The 15,651-nt window shown below is 59.1% G+C and carries 11 protein-coding genes and 2 pseudogenes; 6 read left to right on the plus strand and 7 right to left on the minus strand.

From position 1 onward, the window contains the following. Window positions 1–56: 56 nt before the first annotated feature. The 5 genes from OKQ63_RS22465 to OKQ63_RS22485 all read left to right on the plus strand — a co-directional run bounded on the left by OKQ63_RS22465 (window position 57) and on the right by OKQ63_RS22485 (window position 5,661). A complete protein-coding gene (locus OKQ63_RS22465; RefSeq protein WP_264214073.1) occupies window positions 57–917 on the plus strand; it encodes an ABC transporter permease in 861 nt (286 codons plus the stop codon). Next, window positions 914–1,711, plus strand: coding sequence for an ABC transporter permease (locus OKQ63_RS22470; protein WP_264214074.1), 798 nt, complete (start codon window positions 914–916; stop codon window positions 1,709–1,711). Before OKQ63_RS22465 ends, OKQ63_RS22470 begins: the two co-directional genes overlap by 4 nt. Before the next feature lie 104 nt (window positions 1,712–1,815). Next, on the plus strand, window positions 1,816–2,958 hold the full coding sequence (locus OKQ63_RS22475; protein ID WP_264214075.1) for an amidohydrolase: 1,143 nt from the start codon (window positions 1,816–1,818) through the stop codon (window positions 2,956–2,958). A 615-nt stretch (window positions 2,959–3,573) separates the two neighbouring features. Continuing rightward, window positions 3,574–4,452, plus strand: a complete 879-nt coding sequence (locus OKQ63_RS22480) for a tyrosine-type recombinase/integrase (RefSeq protein ID WP_260094651.1) — start codon at window positions 3,574–3,576, stop codon at window positions 4,450–4,452. Between the two features lie 12 nt (window positions 4,453–4,464). Then, window positions 4,465–5,661 carry an IS91 family transposase gene (locus OKQ63_RS22485; RefSeq protein WP_264214076.1) on the plus strand — a complete coding sequence of 399 codons (1,197 nt, stop codon included), beginning with the start codon at window positions 4,465–4,467 and terminating at the stop codon, window positions 5,659–5,661. 486 nt (window positions 5,662–6,147) lie between these two features. On the opposite strand, the gene OKQ63_RS22490 is transcribed toward OKQ63_RS22485, so the two are convergent. From OKQ63_RS22490 to OKQ63_RS22505, 4 genes are read right to left on the minus strand one after another with little or no spacing between them, the layout of a single operon-like run. After that, the gene (locus OKQ63_RS22490; protein WP_264214077.1) at window positions 6,148–7,332 is read right to left on the minus strand and encodes an acetyl-CoA C-acyltransferase; all 1,185 of its coding nucleotides are present in this window, start codon (window positions 7,330–7,332) and stop codon (window positions 6,148–6,150) included. Then, window positions 7,329–9,449 (minus strand): 3-hydroxyacyl-CoA dehydrogenase NAD-binding domain-containing protein, encoded by a 2,121-nt coding sequence (locus OKQ63_RS22495; protein ID WP_264214078.1) that lies wholly within the window; start codon window positions 9,447–9,449, stop codon window positions 7,329–7,331. Before OKQ63_RS22495 ends, OKQ63_RS22490 begins: the two co-directional genes overlap by 4 nt. Window positions 9,450–9,459: 10 nt before the next feature. Continuing rightward, on the minus strand, window positions 9,460–10,146 hold the full coding sequence (locus tag OKQ63_RS22500) for a dimethylsulfoniopropionate lyase (RefSeq protein ID WP_264214079.1): 687 nt from the start codon (window positions 10,144–10,146) through the stop codon (window positions 9,460–9,462). Continuing rightward, entirely contained in the window at window positions 10,143–11,747 is a 1,605-nt protein-coding gene (locus OKQ63_RS22505) for a fatty acid--CoA ligase (protein ID WP_264214270.1), read from the minus strand. Before OKQ63_RS22505 ends, OKQ63_RS22500 begins: the two co-directional genes overlap by 4 nt. A 234-nt stretch (window positions 11,748–11,981) precedes the next feature. Between OKQ63_RS22505 and OKQ63_RS22510 the strand changes: the two genes are divergently transcribed. Continuing rightward, window positions 11,982–12,911 carry a LysR substrate-binding domain-containing protein gene (locus OKQ63_RS22510; RefSeq protein ID WP_264214080.1) on the plus strand — a complete coding sequence of 310 codons (930 nt, stop codon included), beginning with the start codon at window positions 11,982–11,984 and terminating at the stop codon, window positions 12,909–12,911. 59 nt (window positions 12,912–12,970) lie between these two features. Here OKQ63_RS22510 and OKQ63_RS22515 read toward each other — a convergent pair whose 3' ends face one another. From OKQ63_RS22515 to OKQ63_RS22520, 3 genes and pseudogenes are all read right to left on the minus strand, one after another. Further along, a complete protein-coding gene (locus OKQ63_RS22515; protein ID WP_264214081.1) occupies window positions 12,971–14,638 on the minus strand; it encodes an ABC transporter substrate-binding protein in 1,668 nt (555 codons plus the stop codon). A 686-nt stretch (window positions 14,639–15,324) separates the two neighbouring features. Further along, window positions 15,325–15,495, minus strand: a pseudogene (locus OKQ63_RS26265) (IS91 family transposase); the annotation flags it as partial. Next, window positions 15,480–15,602: pseudogene (locus tag OKQ63_RS22520) on the minus strand (IS91 family transposase); the annotation flags it as partial. The pseudogenes OKQ63_RS22520 and OKQ63_RS26265, both read right to left, overlap by 16 nt. Window positions 15,603–15,651 lie beyond the last annotated feature (49 nt).

Genomic DNA, 15,651 nt, shown 5'->3' on the forward strand with positions numbered 1-15,651 from the left:
CGCGCCGCTGTCGCTGCGGCGTGGTCCTTTCCCGCATTCAGTAAGGACAGCCGACCATGTTTCTGATCCGACGCGGACTTGCGTTATCTTCACCGGGCTTCTTGCTCATCCTCTTGCTAGGGGCGGTGCCGCTCACCGTTATCCTGGTGTGGAGTTTCTGGACGTGGGATCCCGCCACGTACTGGATCCAGCCGACCCTGTCTCTGGATGCATATGCAGCGATCGGCGATGCCGGGCGCTGGAGCGTCATCGTCGGGAGCTTCGGCAAGGCGTTCCTCGCGGCCTTTTTCTGCCTGCTTGTCGGCTACCCGTCGGCGATGGCGATCCATTTCGTGGCGACGCCGCGCTGGTCCTTCGTGCTGATGGCGGCGTTCACCATCCCCTTCTTCACCTCCTACCTGATCCGCGCTTTTTCGTGGCGGCTGGTTCTTGGCCGGACCGGGATGGTGAACAACTTTCTGATGCAGATCGGCCTGATCGACGAGCCGCTGGACTGGCTGTTGTTCAGCGATTTTGCGGTGATGATCGGTCTGATCGCCTCGTATCTGCCGTTCGTGATCTTTCCACTGCTGCTGTCGCTGCGCAAAGTCGAGCCGAATTTCCTTGCTGCGAGCCAGGACCTGGGCGCGGGTTTCCTGCGCACGCTCTTCACGATCATCATTCCGCTGACCAAGCCGGGGATCTTCGCAGGCTTCCTGTTCGTCTTTATCATGGCGGCCGGGTCTTCGACCGAAGTGCAGATGCTGGGCGGGGCTGGCGCACCGATGATTTCGATCATGATCAATGACGTGATGCGCGTGGTGAACTTTCCGCTCGCCTTTGCGATCTCGGCGGTGGTGATCGTGGCGCTGTTCACAATCGTGCTGGCCGGCAACCGGGTTTTCGGCCTCACCAAGATGTTCGAGGATTTCAAATGACAATCGGTTTCGAAAATCGCACCGTTCGCGTGGTGATCGGGTTTCTGACGGCGGCGGCGCTTGTCGTTGTCTACCTGCCACCCCTCTATCTCGTCGGCGTCTCGTTCAACCCCGCGCTTCAGCCCGCCTTGCCGTCGCTCGGCGACCTCAGCGTCAAGTGGTATGTCGAACTGGCCAATGAACGCGGGTTGCTTGCCGCGCTGCGGGAATCCCTTCTGATCGCCACGGCGACCACGGTCATCTCGGTCTCGGTCGCACTTGCCGCGGCACTGGCCTACCTGGAGCTCGGGAAACTTCGGAATGCCTGGTTTCTGCTGGTTCTCATGCCGATGTTCGTGCCGGGCCTGATCCAGGGCCTCGCACTGTCGGTAATCCTGAACCGGTGGCAAGTGGTTCCGTTCTGGGGAACCGTCGCCATGGGACACCTGCTCTGGGCGCTGCCATTCGCCTTTACCGTTATCCTGACCAGCATGGTCAGCGTGCGCCGGTCCTATCTGCTCGCGGCCGCCGATCTGGGTGCCAGCTGGTGGCAGCGCGTGACGCAGATCATCCTGCCATTGATCATCCCCGGCATCGTTGGCGGAGTGATCTTTTCCTTCTTGCTGTCCCTCAACGAATTCGCCCGGTCCAGCTATCTTGTCGGGCGCCAGAATACCCTGCCTCTGGTCCTCTTCGGCAAGATGAACTCCGGCGCCTCGCCGACGATCTACGCGCTGTCGGGCCTCATCCTGATGGCCTCGGTCCTGGCTGTCGCGCTTTTCATGTATCTCTCGGCACGGCGCAAGCGCGCCTGACCTGTCTTCCTCCCCGACTGAAGGGCCGCGTGCCTTCGCGCCGCGGCCCTCTTTTTTGCCCCATCCAAAGGAGGTTCGTGATGCCCCCGAGCGCAGACACTGCAATGGCCGCTACTGTTCAACAAGCCAAGAACTGGCGGCGGCATATCCACCGGAATCCCGAATTGCAGTTTGCCGAACACGAAACGGCAGAGTTCATTGCCCAGCGGCTGCAGTCCTTCGGGCTGTCGCCCAGCCGGGGATTGGCGGAAACCGGTATCGCGGCGGTGATCGAGGGCGACGGAAGGCCAGGACCCAGTATCGCATTGCGGGCCGAAATGGACGCATTGCCGATTGAGGAGAAGTCGAACCTGCCCTATCGATCACGCAATCCGGGGGTTATGCATGCCTGTGGACACGATGGCCACATGGCCATGCTGCTGGCTGCCGCCTCGCTGCTGGCGGCCCGCCGGAATTTCCCGGGCCGGGTGGTTGTGATCTTCCAGGCCGCGGAAGAATTCGGCGGCGGTGCAAAACGGATGATCGACGAGGGGCTGCTGACGGAGTTTCCCTTCGACCGCGTGTTTTCACTTCACAACATGCCGGGCGAAGCGCCCGGATCCCTCATGACCCGAACAGGGCCGATCATGGCCGCGGCGACGTCCTGGGACCTCGTCATTGAGGGAAAGGGTGCGCATGCCGGTTGGCCGCACCTCGGCATCGACTCGATCTCTGTCGCCGCCGAATTCATCCAGGGCTGCAACGCGATCATTGCCCGTAGGGCCGATCCGATTTCGGGCGCAACCATTTCGCCGACCAGGATATCAGGCGGAAACAGCCACAACACATTGCCCGAGGAAATCCGGATCGGCGGCACGCTCCGGACGCTGGACAATACACTCACCGGTTTTATCATCGCTCGAATGCATGATCTTGCGGCCGGGCTCGCGCGGAGCCATGGGTGCGGTGTCAAGTTTACGCCTCACCCCGGTTACCCCGTGACCGTCAACGATGCGGTTTCTGTTGCCCAGGCCATGCAAGCAGCGAATGCCTTGGTGGGAGCATCAAACAGTTCGGACAGGGTCGAACCCAAACTGGGAACCGAAGATTTTGCCTATATGCTGCGGGAACGCCCGGGAGCTTATGTCTTCATCGGTGCAGGAGATATTCCGCCACTGCATTCAAACCGCTACGATTTCAATGACGATATCTTGGAGACTGGCATCGGATTCTTGACAGAGCTGGTCCGCGCGTCAACCACAGAATAATTGCCTTGGCTGAAGCGGTGAACCTTTCGATGCGAGGGGCAAAATGCAACCGGCGTGCGGTTTGGATTTCATGTTTTGTACCAAGTTCAATCCAATCGCTCCGCTTGGCTGCACCTGGCACGCATCATATCACTCGACGTGATAATCGCAGCGGGTGGCACGCCCGCGAAAGGTGCCCCGTATCGGCGGCAGGCTCACTCTGAGAAGCCTTGTCGACGTGCATTGGACACATCTGACGAAACCGAATGCGCCACCTGCGATCAATGTCGGGTTCAGGGAAGCTGCGTTGCAGCTTTCCTGCGCTGCGCCAAGGTCCGGCAGGGGGAGCCTTTCTCGCGCGATTTCGCTGCAGCTGCGAAATGCTGCAACTGCTCGATCGATAAAGTGGGGCTCATGCCGCAAGTTCGCCGCGCCCCGGGCGAACGGTTAGTCCAGGGTGATCCGCCCTTGGCTGCGCCGAACATGAACTGACGCAACGCCGGACGAGGACGAAGCCGCTACCGCGGCAGGGGCGCTCGGTGATACCGTTGCGGGATGATCTGACGACTGAGATTTTGGGAATGGGCGTGTCTGTCTGACGATTGGGGTCTCTCAATCAACAGACAGGAGGGTCCCATGGCGGACACAAAGACCACACCGCTTCGAGAGCGGATGATCGAAGATATGCGGATCAAAGGGCTCGGGGAGAGTTCGCAGAAAGCGCATATCAGGGCCGTTCGATATTTTGCCGAGTTTCTTGGCCGATCGCCGGATACTGCAACGCCCGAAGACCTGCGCGCTTACCAGCTGCATATGGTGAACACGAATGTCACCCCTTCGACCTACAATGTGCGGCTTGTCGGGCTGCGGTTCTTTTTTGAAACGACATGCCAGCGCCCGGAGATGAAGCAATGCCTGCACTACCGCACGGAGCCAAGGAAGCTACCGGTCGTGTTCAGCGCCGAAGAGGTGTTCGAGCTGCTGAAGGTCGCGCCCGGCCCGGGGCTGAAGTACCGCGCTGCACTCAGCATTTCCTATGGCACCGGGCTCCGGGCGTCGGAGGTCTGCAATCTCAAGGTCACCGATATCGACAGCGACCGGATGCTGATCCATGTCGAGAAAGGCAAGGGCGGCAAGGATCGCAAGGTAATGCTGTCGCCTGGCCTTTTGGCGCTTCTGCGCGACTATTGGCGCGAGGCGCGGCCGGATGGCTGGCTCTTTCCAGGCAAGCCCCGGATCAATCCGCTCTCACCCCGCCAATTGCATCGTGCCTTCAGCGCAGCCAAGCATCTGGCTGGGATCAAGAAGCCGAGGAGCACGCTGCACAGTTTGCGCCACAGCTTCGCAACCCACCTGCTAGAAGCCGGAACAGATGTGCGGGTCATTCAAGTTCTGCTTGGGCACGCCAAGCTGAGCACGACGGCGCAATACACCCATGTCGCGACCAAGCTGATCCGCGACACCGACAGCCCCTACGAGTTGCTGGTGCAGCTCCGGGACCGAAGGTCGGAGTGACGCGCGCGGGCAGTGCCGCGCCCGAAGCTGGAGGTTGCTGACATCTTTCGAACCCACGGTCCTGCCTATCGGCGGGCCAATGTCGGGCATCTGAACCTGGCGCAGTTGAAGGCCATGTCAGCGATTGAAGCCTGCCGAACGGAGGCGCTCGGCGGGCATGTGGCGGCCTGCACCAAGTGCAACCACCAGCATATTGCGTATAACAGCTGCAAGAACCGGCATTGTCCGAAGTGTCAGGCACCAGCGGCGCGAGACTGGATGGCAGCACGCGCCGAGGACCTTCTACCCGTGGAGTACTTCCACGTGGTCTTCACCCTGCCGGCCGAGATTGCGCGGATTGCTCTCTGGAACAAGCGGGCGCTCTATAGCCTGCTGTTCAAAGCGTCCGCTCAAACGGTCATGACAATCGCCGCCGATCCCAAGCGCCTCGGCGCCCGTGTCGGCTTGACCAGCGTGCTGCACACCTGGGGCTCGGCTCTGACCCATCATCCCCACATCCACATGATCGTCCCGGGTGGCGGCCTGTCGCCGGACGGCACAAGGTGGGTTGCGTGCAAGCCAGGGTTCTTTTTGCATGTGCGCGTGCTGTCGCGGCTGTTCCGTCGGTTGTTTCTGGACGGGCTGATGGCTCTGCACGGTGCCGGGCACTTGAGACTCTTCGGAGATCTTGTGGGATTGGCAGACGCACCCGCCTTCGCCGAATGGTCGGCCCCGCTGCGCAAGATCGACTGGGTTGTTTATGCCAAACCGCCCTTCGGTGGTCCGGAGGCGGTGCTTGCCTATTTGAGCCGGTACACACACCGCGTGGCAATCTCAAACCATCGCCTGGTCAGCGCTGACGCCGACACCGTAGCGTTCCGCTGGAAGGATTACCGGATCAAGCGCGGGGACCGGATGAAGGTGATGCGACTTGCAACCGACGAGTTCATCCGCCGCTTTCTGATCCATGTCCTCCCCGACCGGTTCCACCGCATCCGACACTATGGCTTCCTCGCGGGCAGTGGTCGCAAAGAGAAAGTCGCCCGGGTCCGCGCGGTTCTCGGAACGGCGGGCTCTGGCGAACCGGACCAGCCAGAAGACGACCTCAAAGAACCCCTGGCCCTGCGCGAACCATGCCCCGATTGCGGCGGACCCATGCGCATCATCGAAACCTTCCGGCGCGGCGAGATTCCGCGATCCCGGGCACCACCAAGATTGCAGGCCGCATGATGAAAAGCCCGTCTCACAACCGCTCTGAGATCAGAAACTTCCCATGCTGGTCAACGGTGCGCTTTGGCCTACGCTCGTGCTCGCAGCTCAAGACGATGAAAACCGCCCCGGCAAGACCCGCGAAGTTTCCAGACACTGCCCCAAAGGCCGTGCCGCCAATCGCCCAAGCTCAGCAAACCCCGCGAAACTTCCACCAATATCCATGGCGGATGCCTGCGCTTTCCCCATAGCGCAGCACACACATCCCGCGGCTTCCACCTTGTCAGATTTGTCAACGCGGACCACCCCGCCAAGCCCAACCTAACCAACTGGCCCGCATCGAAAAATCTTAGACAAAGCTGTCTTTCGAAGCAGTCGCTTCAATGACAGCTACTTGCATATTTCGGCCATAGCGAAACACGGCACCTGTAAATGAAGGCTTCTGCACAGGCCCTTTTTCAATTTATCGACCAGACAACGTTCGGCTGGAACTCCATTTGCCGGGGGTCAGGCAATTTCAAACAATGCCGCGGCCCCCATGCCTCCGCCAACGCACATGGACGTAACGACATGTTTTACTCCACGACGCTTGCCCTCAAGCAGAGCATGCCCAACCTGTCTGGCACCCGTCATACCATAGGGATGGCCAATCGATATGGCGCCGCCGTTCACGTTGTATAGCTCGGGATCAATGCCAAGATGGTCGCGGCAATAGAGCACTTGGCAAGCGAATGCCTCGTTCAGTTCCCAAAGCCCGATGTCATCGATACCGAGACCTGCATTCTTCAACAGTTTCGGTATTGCATAGATCGGGCCGATGCCCATCTCTTCCGGCGCATTGCCCGCAACTGCCATGCCTCTATAGATGCCGAGGGGGGTAAGGCCATGCTGCTCAGCCATTTTCCGTTCCATCAGGACACAGGCCGAGGCCCCGTCTGAAAGCTGGCTTGCATTGCCGGCTGTGATGACGCCTCCTTCCACAACAGGGTTCAACTGACCCAGTGTTTCGGCCGTTGTGCCCGGCCGGTTGCCTTCGTCTTTGGACAAGGTCACCTCTTCCAGGGTCTCCTCCCCGGTTTCGCGGTTCCTGACCCGCTTGGAGGAGGTGATCGGGACAATCTCGTCGTCAAAGGCGCCGGCGGCCTGCGCCCGTGCAGTCCGCTTTTGCGAAAGAGCTGCGTATTCATCCTGAGCTTCGCGGCTTATCCCATATACCCGGGCCACATTCTCAGCTGTCATCAGCATCGGCATATAGGCATGTTCGCACTGGGCGGTAACGCTTGGGTCCTTCTCCTCGCCTGCCCATTTCAGATAGGCATTCTGCACGGCGGAAATATTCTCCTGCCCACCTGCAACCGCAACGTTCTGCCGATCCACGATGATCTGTTTTGCGGCCGTCGCAATGGCCATTAATCCCGATGAACATTGCCTGTCGATCGTTTGACCTGACACGGCGACAGGAAGGCCAGCCGCCAGCGCGGATAAGCGGCCGACATTCAGCCCTCCAGTTCCGGCAGTCAGGACCGACCCGATCACAACATCTTCGATCAATCCGGGGTCCACTCCTGCACGTTCAACCGCATGGCAAATGGCGTGCCCCATCATGGTTGGGGATTTGATGTTGTTCAGCGCACCCTTGAAGGCAACCCCAATAGGGGTTCGTGCGGTAGAAACGATAACGGCTTCTCTCATGATGTTCCCTTTTTGGCCTCAAAGTGCTCTGCAAGTGTCACGCCCGTGTTTGCGAGTTCCTCCAGCAAAGGCGCAGGCATGAACCACATCTCGCCATAGGCGCCCAGCGATTGCCGGTAGTGGTTCATGCGGTCCAGAATGCGGGGCAATCCGACTTCATCCGCATACTGCATCGGGCCGCCGCGCCAGTTGGGAAAGCCATAGCCGTTGACCCAGATCAGGTCGCAGTCGCCAGGGCGCGTGGCAATGCCTTCTTCCAGGATCAGAAAGCCCTCGTTGATCAGGGGAAACAGACACCGCTCAAGGATTTCCTGATCGTCGATGTGTCGGTGCGCTACACCATGCCGTGTGGCCAGTTCTTTGCTGATTTGAACAACCTCGGGATCTTCAACCCGTGTCCGGCCCTCGTAGAGATAGCTGCCACGCCCGGTCTTCTGACCCAGTCGTCCCAATTCAAAAAGCCTGTCCTGGACTGCCTGGTATGCCGGATCATGCGCAATTTCACTTCGCCGCTCCTGACGCACGCGGGCGCCGACATCGACCCCGGCCAGATCTGCCATCGCGTGAATGCCCATGGCCATGCCGAAGCCTTCAAGGACGTCATCCACCTGTTTCGGCGTTGCGCCTTCAAGAAGCAGACGGGACCCTTCGCGGAAGTATGGCTCCAGCATCCGGTTTCCGGCAAAGCCGTAGCACACGCCCACCGTGACAGGGAGCTTTCGGATCTTCCTTGCAACCGTAATGGCCGTCGCAATGACATCGGGTGCGGTCTTGGCGCCGCGCACCACCTCCAGCAAGCGCATGACATTTGCCGGGCTGAAGAAATGAAGACCAATCACATCCTCCGGACGGGACGTGACCGCCGCGATTTCATCAAGATCCAACGTCGATGTGTTCGAGGCCAGTACCGCGCCAGGTTTCGCGTGCCGGTCCAACGCTTCGAAAATCTGGCGTTTGACATCCATGTTTTCAATCGCTGCTTCGATGATCAGGTCGGCATCTGCGAGGTCTGCATAGCTGAGCGTCCCTGTGGCGTTGGATGCAAAAGCCTCTGCCTGATCGGGACTGAGCCGTCCCTTGTCGGCTGCACGCTGGAAGTGCTTCGAAACCTGATCCAGCCCCTGTTCCAGCGCGCCTTGTGTGGTTTCCAAAAGCGTAACCGGAAACCCCGCCTGAAGAAAGGCGATGGCGATGCCGCGCCCCATTGTTCCCGCGCCGATCACGGCGACCGATGCAATGTCACGTGGCCGCTGCCCGCGTGCAACGCCCGGAACCTTGGTGCATTCACGTTCCGCAAAGAACAGGTGGCGGCCCGCGCGCGATTGAGGTGTGCCGAGCAATTCGGCAAATCCTGCCTTTTCCTGTGCCAGCCCCTGGGTCAGCGGCAATTCGCATGCGGCTTGAAGCGATTTCAGGCACCGTGCAGGGGCGACAAGGTTTTTGGATGTTGGCACGATCTCGGTCCGGAAACCCGCGAGAAAACCCTTCGGATCAGGGTGTGCGACGACCATATCCGCGCAACTGCGCTTCGGAGCCTCCTCACGCGTAATCCTGGCGGCGAAGTCCAGAACATGCGCGCGAAAATCCTGGCCGCTCTCGAACAGTTCGTCGACCAGCCCGCAAGACAGGGCATAGTCTCCATTCACGGGATCACCGGAAAGGATCATCCGTGTCGCCGTTTCCAGCCCGGCAATCCGTGGCAGTCTTTGGGTGCCGCCGGCACCGGGCAGCAACCCCAGTTTGATCTCGGGCAGGCCCATCAACGCCTCCGGCGTGGCAACACGGTAGTCACAGGCAAGTGCGATCTCCAGCGCGCCCCCCATTGCAGGGCCCGCAATGGCCGCGACAACAGGTTTCCTGCTGGTTTCAATTGTTACACACAGGTCTGGCAGATCCGGTTTGTCCCAGACTGCCCCTGTGCGGAACTCGGCGATGTCAGCGCCGCCGCAAAAAAGCGGCAGTGCCGAAGATAAAACGATGGCCTTGACTTGCTCGTCAGCGTGCAACTCGTGAATGGCCGAAGACAGTGCTTGCCGCATCTTCAGGCCAAGGGCGTTCACTGGCGGAGCGTTCAGTTCGATGACTGCAACGCTGCCGCTGCGTTCTATAGAAAACATTTTGGAAACCTCAGATGGACTTTTGGGCAAGACCTTGTTCGATCTCGGCCCAATCGTCGAAGTGGATGACATTGCAGCGCGAACTCACGTTCTCAAGCCAGACAAAGACCGAGATGAACGGCTGATCATAGACCCGGGTGGCATGGGGCTCGCCCGCGGCGTTCCAGATAAGCGATCCAGCAGGATAGTCCTGCCATTCGCCGGATCTGAACCGCCAGCCGGATCTCTCGGACAGGTTCAGATAAAGCTCAGGCGCGTCGTGGTTATGGTCGCGGTACAACGTCCGCGGACCCAGCATGAAGATGCCCAGGCTGAAGTCCGGGTGGTGATGCCCGCAGGCGTCGGCGCCAATCAGCAAGGAATGCAGGTTGCACTTAATATACCCCTCTCCCAGGTCGGCGCCGGGCGGATAGAACTGCGCGTTGTCCTCGCGCCAAACCAAGTCATCCTTGGCCGCAGACAGGCATCTTGCGATTTCAAGCAGCTTGGGCTCGGTGATGCCGGCGATGGCTTGTGTCAGCACCTGATCATGACGGGTTTCCCGGGGGGGGACATCACGCTGCCGCCCGCAGGAAAGGTCCATGGCTGCAAGCTTGTCCAGCGTCAGATCAACACCGGGCGCATCGCTGCGGTGGGTCTCCAAATACGCGACAATAGCTCGGATGAGGGCCTGAATACGGTGCTGCTTGTCTGTCATGATTTCACATCCGCGCCTGTTGAAATCTCTTGCCGCAGGACCTTCTTGTCGAGCTTGCCAACACTGGTCCTGGGAAGCCGTTCGACAAAGAATATTCGGTCTGGCACCGCCCACTTCGACAGGTCGCCCATGTCAGCGCGCGACTGGAATTCTTCCAGGATGACTTGGCGCACCTGATCCGGTTCAGCATTCTTTGCAAGCTGTGCAACCAGCACCGGCCTTTCGCCCCACTTTGCATGCGGCAGACCAATCGCGGCCACGTCTTCGACGCCGGCACAAGCGGAGGCTATGTTTTCCAATGCCAGTGACGAAATCCATTCGCCGCCGGTTTTGATCACATCCTTGAGCCGGTCAGTGATCTGCAACGATCCATTTTCACGGATGTACCCAACATCCCCGGTGTGCAGATACCCGCCGGCCCACAGTTCGTCAGAGGCTTGCTCGTTACCGAGATAACCCTGGGTCAGCCAGGGTGCCCGGGCAACAACTTCGCCGGTTGTTTCACCGTCATGCGGGACGTCCTTCATATCCGGCGTCACAACACGAAGGTCGACAAGCGGGCCGGGAAAGCCGGTTTGCGCCTGTCTCTCCGGATCATCGCTGGACAGATCTGCCACCGTCAGAAACGGACAGGTTTCGGACATCCCATAAGCCGCATGCAATGATATGCCAGCCGCAGCAGCGCGGTCCTGCAGGCCGCGCGGCAAGGCGGCCCCGCCAATGATCACCTTCCATTGGCTCAGGTCTGTCTGCGGGCAGCCGGGATGGTCGAGCACCATGGCCAGAATGGTGGGCACACAATGGGAAAAAGTGACGCTTTCAGCAGCAATCAGCCGCAGAACTTCGTCTGGCGTGTAGCGGCCGGGATAGACTTGGCGCACGCCCATCATCGTCGCGGCATATGGAAATCCCCATCCATGGACATGAAACAGAGGTGTCAGCGGCATGTAGACGTCGCCGCGGTGAAACCCGGCGTTTCCGGGAAATGCGCCGAAACCAGCGATCAGGCCCAATGTGTGAAGCACCAGCTGACGATGCGAATAGCTCACCCCCTTGGGGTTGCCTGTGGTGCCAGTCGTATAGAACAGTGTTGCGGTCCGGCTTTCGTCAAAATCCGGAAACTCAAACCCGGTTGGAGCGCCCCCGATCCAGTCTTCGTAACCGTCTCCGTTTCCGATGGGGACAATGATGATGTCCCGGTCAAAACCCGATTTGATCTCATCAATAAGCGGCATGAAATCCTGATGCACTATGATCAGGTCCGGCTGGCCATGGTTGATCGTGTAAAGAACCTGCGCAGGTGACAAACGCACGTTGATCGTGTGCAGCACAGCGCCCATCATCGGAACCGCAAAGAAGCATTCAAGATAGCGGTGGGTATCCCAGTCCATGACACCGACACGCATGCCCTCGCCAATCCCACTGGCCTTGAGGGCATTGGCAAGCTGGCCGATGCGGTCGTTGAGCTGAGCATAGGTCAGCCGCATATTGGAGCCGCTGACGATCTCTTGCGTGGCGGAGACCAGACTGGAACGCGTCAGCAGCTGCTTGATCAGCAACGGGTAGCCATATGCATTCGGCGAAGGTGACGTGGCGGACATACAGAAGGAATCCTTGGCTTTCTTCACCTGCCAATCTGGCATCTCTCAACGAGCCGAAGAATTGAAAGATTTTTGCCTTCATCAAGGATTTCTAACCGGTGCGTTGAACGTGAAAATACCGTTTGACCGCCTGTAAAGTTGGGCAAATATTCAATGCCACCCGCCGCCGTAATTTTCGCCGCCAGTTAGGCGATCTAAAGGATGACAGGCTGCATTCATCAAGGAGGCCCGCCGGTGACGACCCATATGCCAACATTGGTTTCTCTGCGCGCCTTTGAAGCCGTGGCGCGTCACAAGAGCTTTCGCAAGGCCGCTGACGAGATCTGCGTGACGCACGCGGCCGTCAGCCATCAGATCAAGGCACTGGAGACTTCAATCGGGGTTCAACTGCTTGAACGCACAAGCCGGTCCGTCGAACTGACGCCGGCCGGCGAACAGTATTATCCGCCGGTCCGTGAACACATTCAGGGGATAATCAAGGCCACCCGGCGCATACAGGCGCCGGACGAGCCCGATGTGCTGCTCGTTCAGTCTTATGCGAGTTTCAATACAATGTGGCTGCAGCCCAGGCTTGCCGATTTCCTTCAGGACAATCCGAACACCCGTGTGCGCATAATCTCAACCTTTGAAGACGGTGACTATGACGCGCACAGATTTGACGCCGGCATCTTCAATGCTCCGCCTTTTGACAAGAGATTTGACTACAGCCCGTTGTTTGAAACCGACATTTACCCGGTGTGCGCTCCCGAGGCCTTGAGTGATCCGGACAAGGGCATGACACTTGATGAATTGGAGAGCTTCTTGCTGCTGGGCGTCCCGACCACGCCGTCAGATGTGGATGACTGGACTTGCTGGCTGGAGGCGGCAGGCCTCAGCCGCGGCGACATGAAATTCGGATCCGTTTTTGACAATTATCCGCTGGTTCGTGAGGCAGTCCTGAAAAACCATGGGATTGGAATGGCAAGAGCGCCGTTCTGCGTCCGTGACCTTGAGAGAGGGCGCTTGGTACGGCCGTTCGGTCTCTCCGTTCCAGAGCCAAGCCAATGGTACCTTGCGACTCCCAAAAACAGTGCGGCGAACCCGAAACTGGCTCTGTTCACCAAGTGGCTTGAAGAGGAAATCGAAGCTGACCCGACAATGAGAAGCATCCCGGCAGACGTTTAGGCAACGCCATTCAGGAACCACCGGCCGCAAGTGAACGGCCGGTGGGCAGATGGTTGGAATCAGCTGTCCAGCCAGATCTTGTCCATGTGGATTTCAAAGGTCGGATGCATGCCCATTCCTTTCACATTCTCACGGCAGTGATTGTAAAGGGAACGCCAATAGGGCTGCGTTACAACGCCTTCATCCAGCAAGATCCTCTGCAGCTTGGCCATGATTCCCCTGCGCTTGTCCGCATCAGGGGTTGCCAGTGCCTCTGCCAGCAAACGGTCGAACTCAGCATTGTTGAACCCGGTTTCGTTCCAGTTTTCTCCGGACCGGTAGGTCAGGGCCAGAATTTGCACGCCAAGCGGGCGCATGTTCCAATTGGTCGAACTGAACGGAAATTTTGCCCAGTCATTCCAGAAAGATGCCCCAGGAACAACTGTTCGCTTCACCTTGATCCCGGCTTCCCGCAACTGCGCAGCCATGGCGTCGGTTGTGTTACGGCGCCAGTCATCGTCGATCGAAATCAGCTCGTGCTCATAGTCTTCCATGCCGGCTTCTTTGAGAAGCTCCATGGCCGCGGCAGGATCGTGAGGTATCCGGTCGACTTCGGCATACTCGGGATGAATCGGACAGACATGATGGTTCTGTGCCGGTATCCCCAACCCGTTGACCCCCAATTCGAGCAACACGGAATTATCGACAGCCATTGACAAAGCGCGGCGCACACGTGCGTCTGCATAGGGTTTTTTGCCATTCACCGTGGCGACCTGATTGGGGCGGATGACAATTGTCGCGGCCGTCACGGCTTCGTTTTGCTGCAGGCCCAGTCCGGTCAGCACCGCGACAAAATCACCGCTGGATTCGTAGTTGGCGTCGATTTCTTCCGCTTCATAAGAAGACAGGATGGTGGTCGGGTCGGTTCCCACGTCCAGGTATTCGATCCTGTCCAAATAAGCCCCCTCGCCTTCGTTCCACCACGTGTGGCCGTCCTTGCGGACCAGCACGGCTTTGACGCCGACTTCATGGCTTTCCAGGGTGTAGGGACCTGTCCCCAGTGGTGCCTTGAATGGATCTGCACTGCCGGAGTCAGGATGCACGATAGCAGCAGGATAGTCCGCCATGCCGGCGATCAGTGTAATATCCGGGTTCGGCAGGTTCAGCCGGACGGTCGAGGCGTCGACCACTTCGATGGTTCCCTCAGCCGCCTTTGAGGTGTCGGGATCAATCAGTGTCCCGAACCGGCCCGCCATGGAATTGCCCTCAACCCCCTTATCGCACCACCTCTCAATATTGTACGCGACATGCTCTGCTGTTAGAGGATCGCCATTGTGCCAGGTCACCCCGGGGCGCACATTCAGAATGTAAGTCTTTGCATCTTCGCTGATTTCCCAGCTTTCCAGAAGCATCGGCTCAAAGGTGAACTGGTGCGTGTAGCGCACCAGATACTCAAGCCAGCCCCGGCTGATGTTGGCTTGCGGGCTGTCATCGTAAGACCGCGGATCCTTGCCTTCGCGGACTACCATCCCGATCCGCAGCGTTCCGCCGGTCTTTGGTGTTTCTGACGCGAACGCCGGCGCATTCATGCCCAGCATGGCGTAGGCTGTTGCGGTAGTGGCCCCGAACGTTGTCGCCATGGCAAGAAATTCACGCCGGCTGACTTCGTCATTCCGACACTTTGCATTGTGAGCAGAGTCTTCGACGGTTGCGGGCAGTATGTCACAGCCGGACTTGTAATGTTTCATGATTTCCTCCCGGGTTGGCGGGAGGCAAACGCCGTGATCAGAGCCGGAGGGCTTGCTGAAATCATGAACACTTACTTCCCATTGTCGTTGGCACGCCTGGGGTGAAACAAAAGTCCAAGCCAAGTTATGCCTTATTTGTAATGGCAATTTGTATCGGCAGGCCCGCGCTCGAAGAACTGAAAAGATTTTTGGATCATGTACAATCAGTAACCGTCGGCGGCTTGGAGCTGAACTTATGCAGAGGTGATCTCGTTCCAAAGTTGCCGAATATGGGCACCGGCACGACTGCTACCGGGAACCTGTGGGAGGTGTGACCCTTCCTGTGAATGTCCGTTTTTCTGCAGGTTTCTCGAACGCCACGCGCGACGTTTGAATGATGTGCGGCGTTGCCTGGCGTCGGAGACGTGCGCAAGCGGGAAATCGCGGTATTGGAATTGAGTAGACCAGCTGGCTCTATGGGGATTTGAAGCGGTTGATTGCCTTGGTTCTTGCTCTGCAGGTTGAGCCGATTGCGCTCGTTACAGGCAGCTTCGGCACGGATTTTGTGAGCTTTGAGGGGCATGCGCCGCGTCTCGCGGGGCCCGGCAACCTCACCACCACTACTATCCGGGCTGCAGGCATGCCGGATTGGCCGCTAGCGGTATCGCGAGCAGCGGCGATTGGACTTCCGGTCCTTGGCGCGCGTGTCATGCAGCAGCCCTCCCTGTTCCTGGCGGCGCCCTGGGCTGCCGTCCCTGCGGGATCGTCTCGACGATGATCAGGTGCCCGCCGCAGCAGGGGCATGGCAGCGCGAAGACGCGGGCAAGTGCATCGGCGTCACCGGCCGTGCCGTCGTGCGCGTGAGCGCTGCCGTGCGGCAGCGCCTTATGGCGTTCATCACCTTCAACTGGCCGAGGCTGATATAGCCCGCATTGGCCGCCCGCCAGGCAGAACCATGGACCCGGAAGATATCCGCAACCTCCAGCTTCGGCCGGGACGACGCAGTCTATGAAGCGCCTTTCCTGCCCTTCCTG

The organism is Leisingera thetidis (assembly GCF_025857195.1).
Classification (GTDB): Bacteria; Pseudomonadota; Alphaproteobacteria; order Rhodobacterales; family Rhodobacteraceae; genus Leisingera; species Leisingera thetidis.

Bases quoted from the DNA above. Each gene is read 5' to 3' on its own strand.
- OKQ63_RS22465 (WP_264214073.1), top strand. From the start codon at position 57: ATGTTTCTGATCCGACGCGGACTTGCGTTATCTTCACCGGGCTTCTTG.
- OKQ63_RS22470 (WP_264214074.1), top strand. From the start codon at position 914: ATGACAATCGGTTTCGAAAATCGCACCGTTCGCGTGGTGATCGGGTTT.
- OKQ63_RS22475 (WP_264214075.1), top strand. From the start codon at position 1,816: ATGGCCGCTACTGTTCAACAAGCCAAGAACTGGCGGCGGCATATCCAC.
- OKQ63_RS22480 (WP_260094651.1), top strand. From the start codon at position 3,574: ATGGCGGACACAAAGACCACACCGCTTCGAGAGCGGATGATCGAAGAT.
- OKQ63_RS22490 (WP_264214077.1), bottom strand. From the start codon at position 7,332: ATGAGAGAAGCCGTTATCGTTTCTACCGCACGAACCCCTATTGGGGTT.
- OKQ63_RS22495 (WP_264214078.1), bottom strand. From the start codon at position 9,449: ATGTTTTCTATAGAACGCAGCGGCAGCGTTGCAGTCATCGAACTGAAC.
- OKQ63_RS22500 (WP_264214079.1), bottom strand. From the start codon at position 10,146: ATGACAGACAAGCAGCACCGTATTCAGGCCCTCATCCGAGCTATTGTC.
- OKQ63_RS22505 (WP_264214270.1), bottom strand. From the start codon at position 11,747: ATGTCCGCCACGTCACCTTCGCCGAATGCATATGGCTACCCGTTGCTG.
- OKQ63_RS22515 (WP_264214081.1), bottom strand. From the start codon at position 14,638: ATGAAACATTACAAGTCCGGCTGTGACATACTGCCCGCAACCGTCGAA.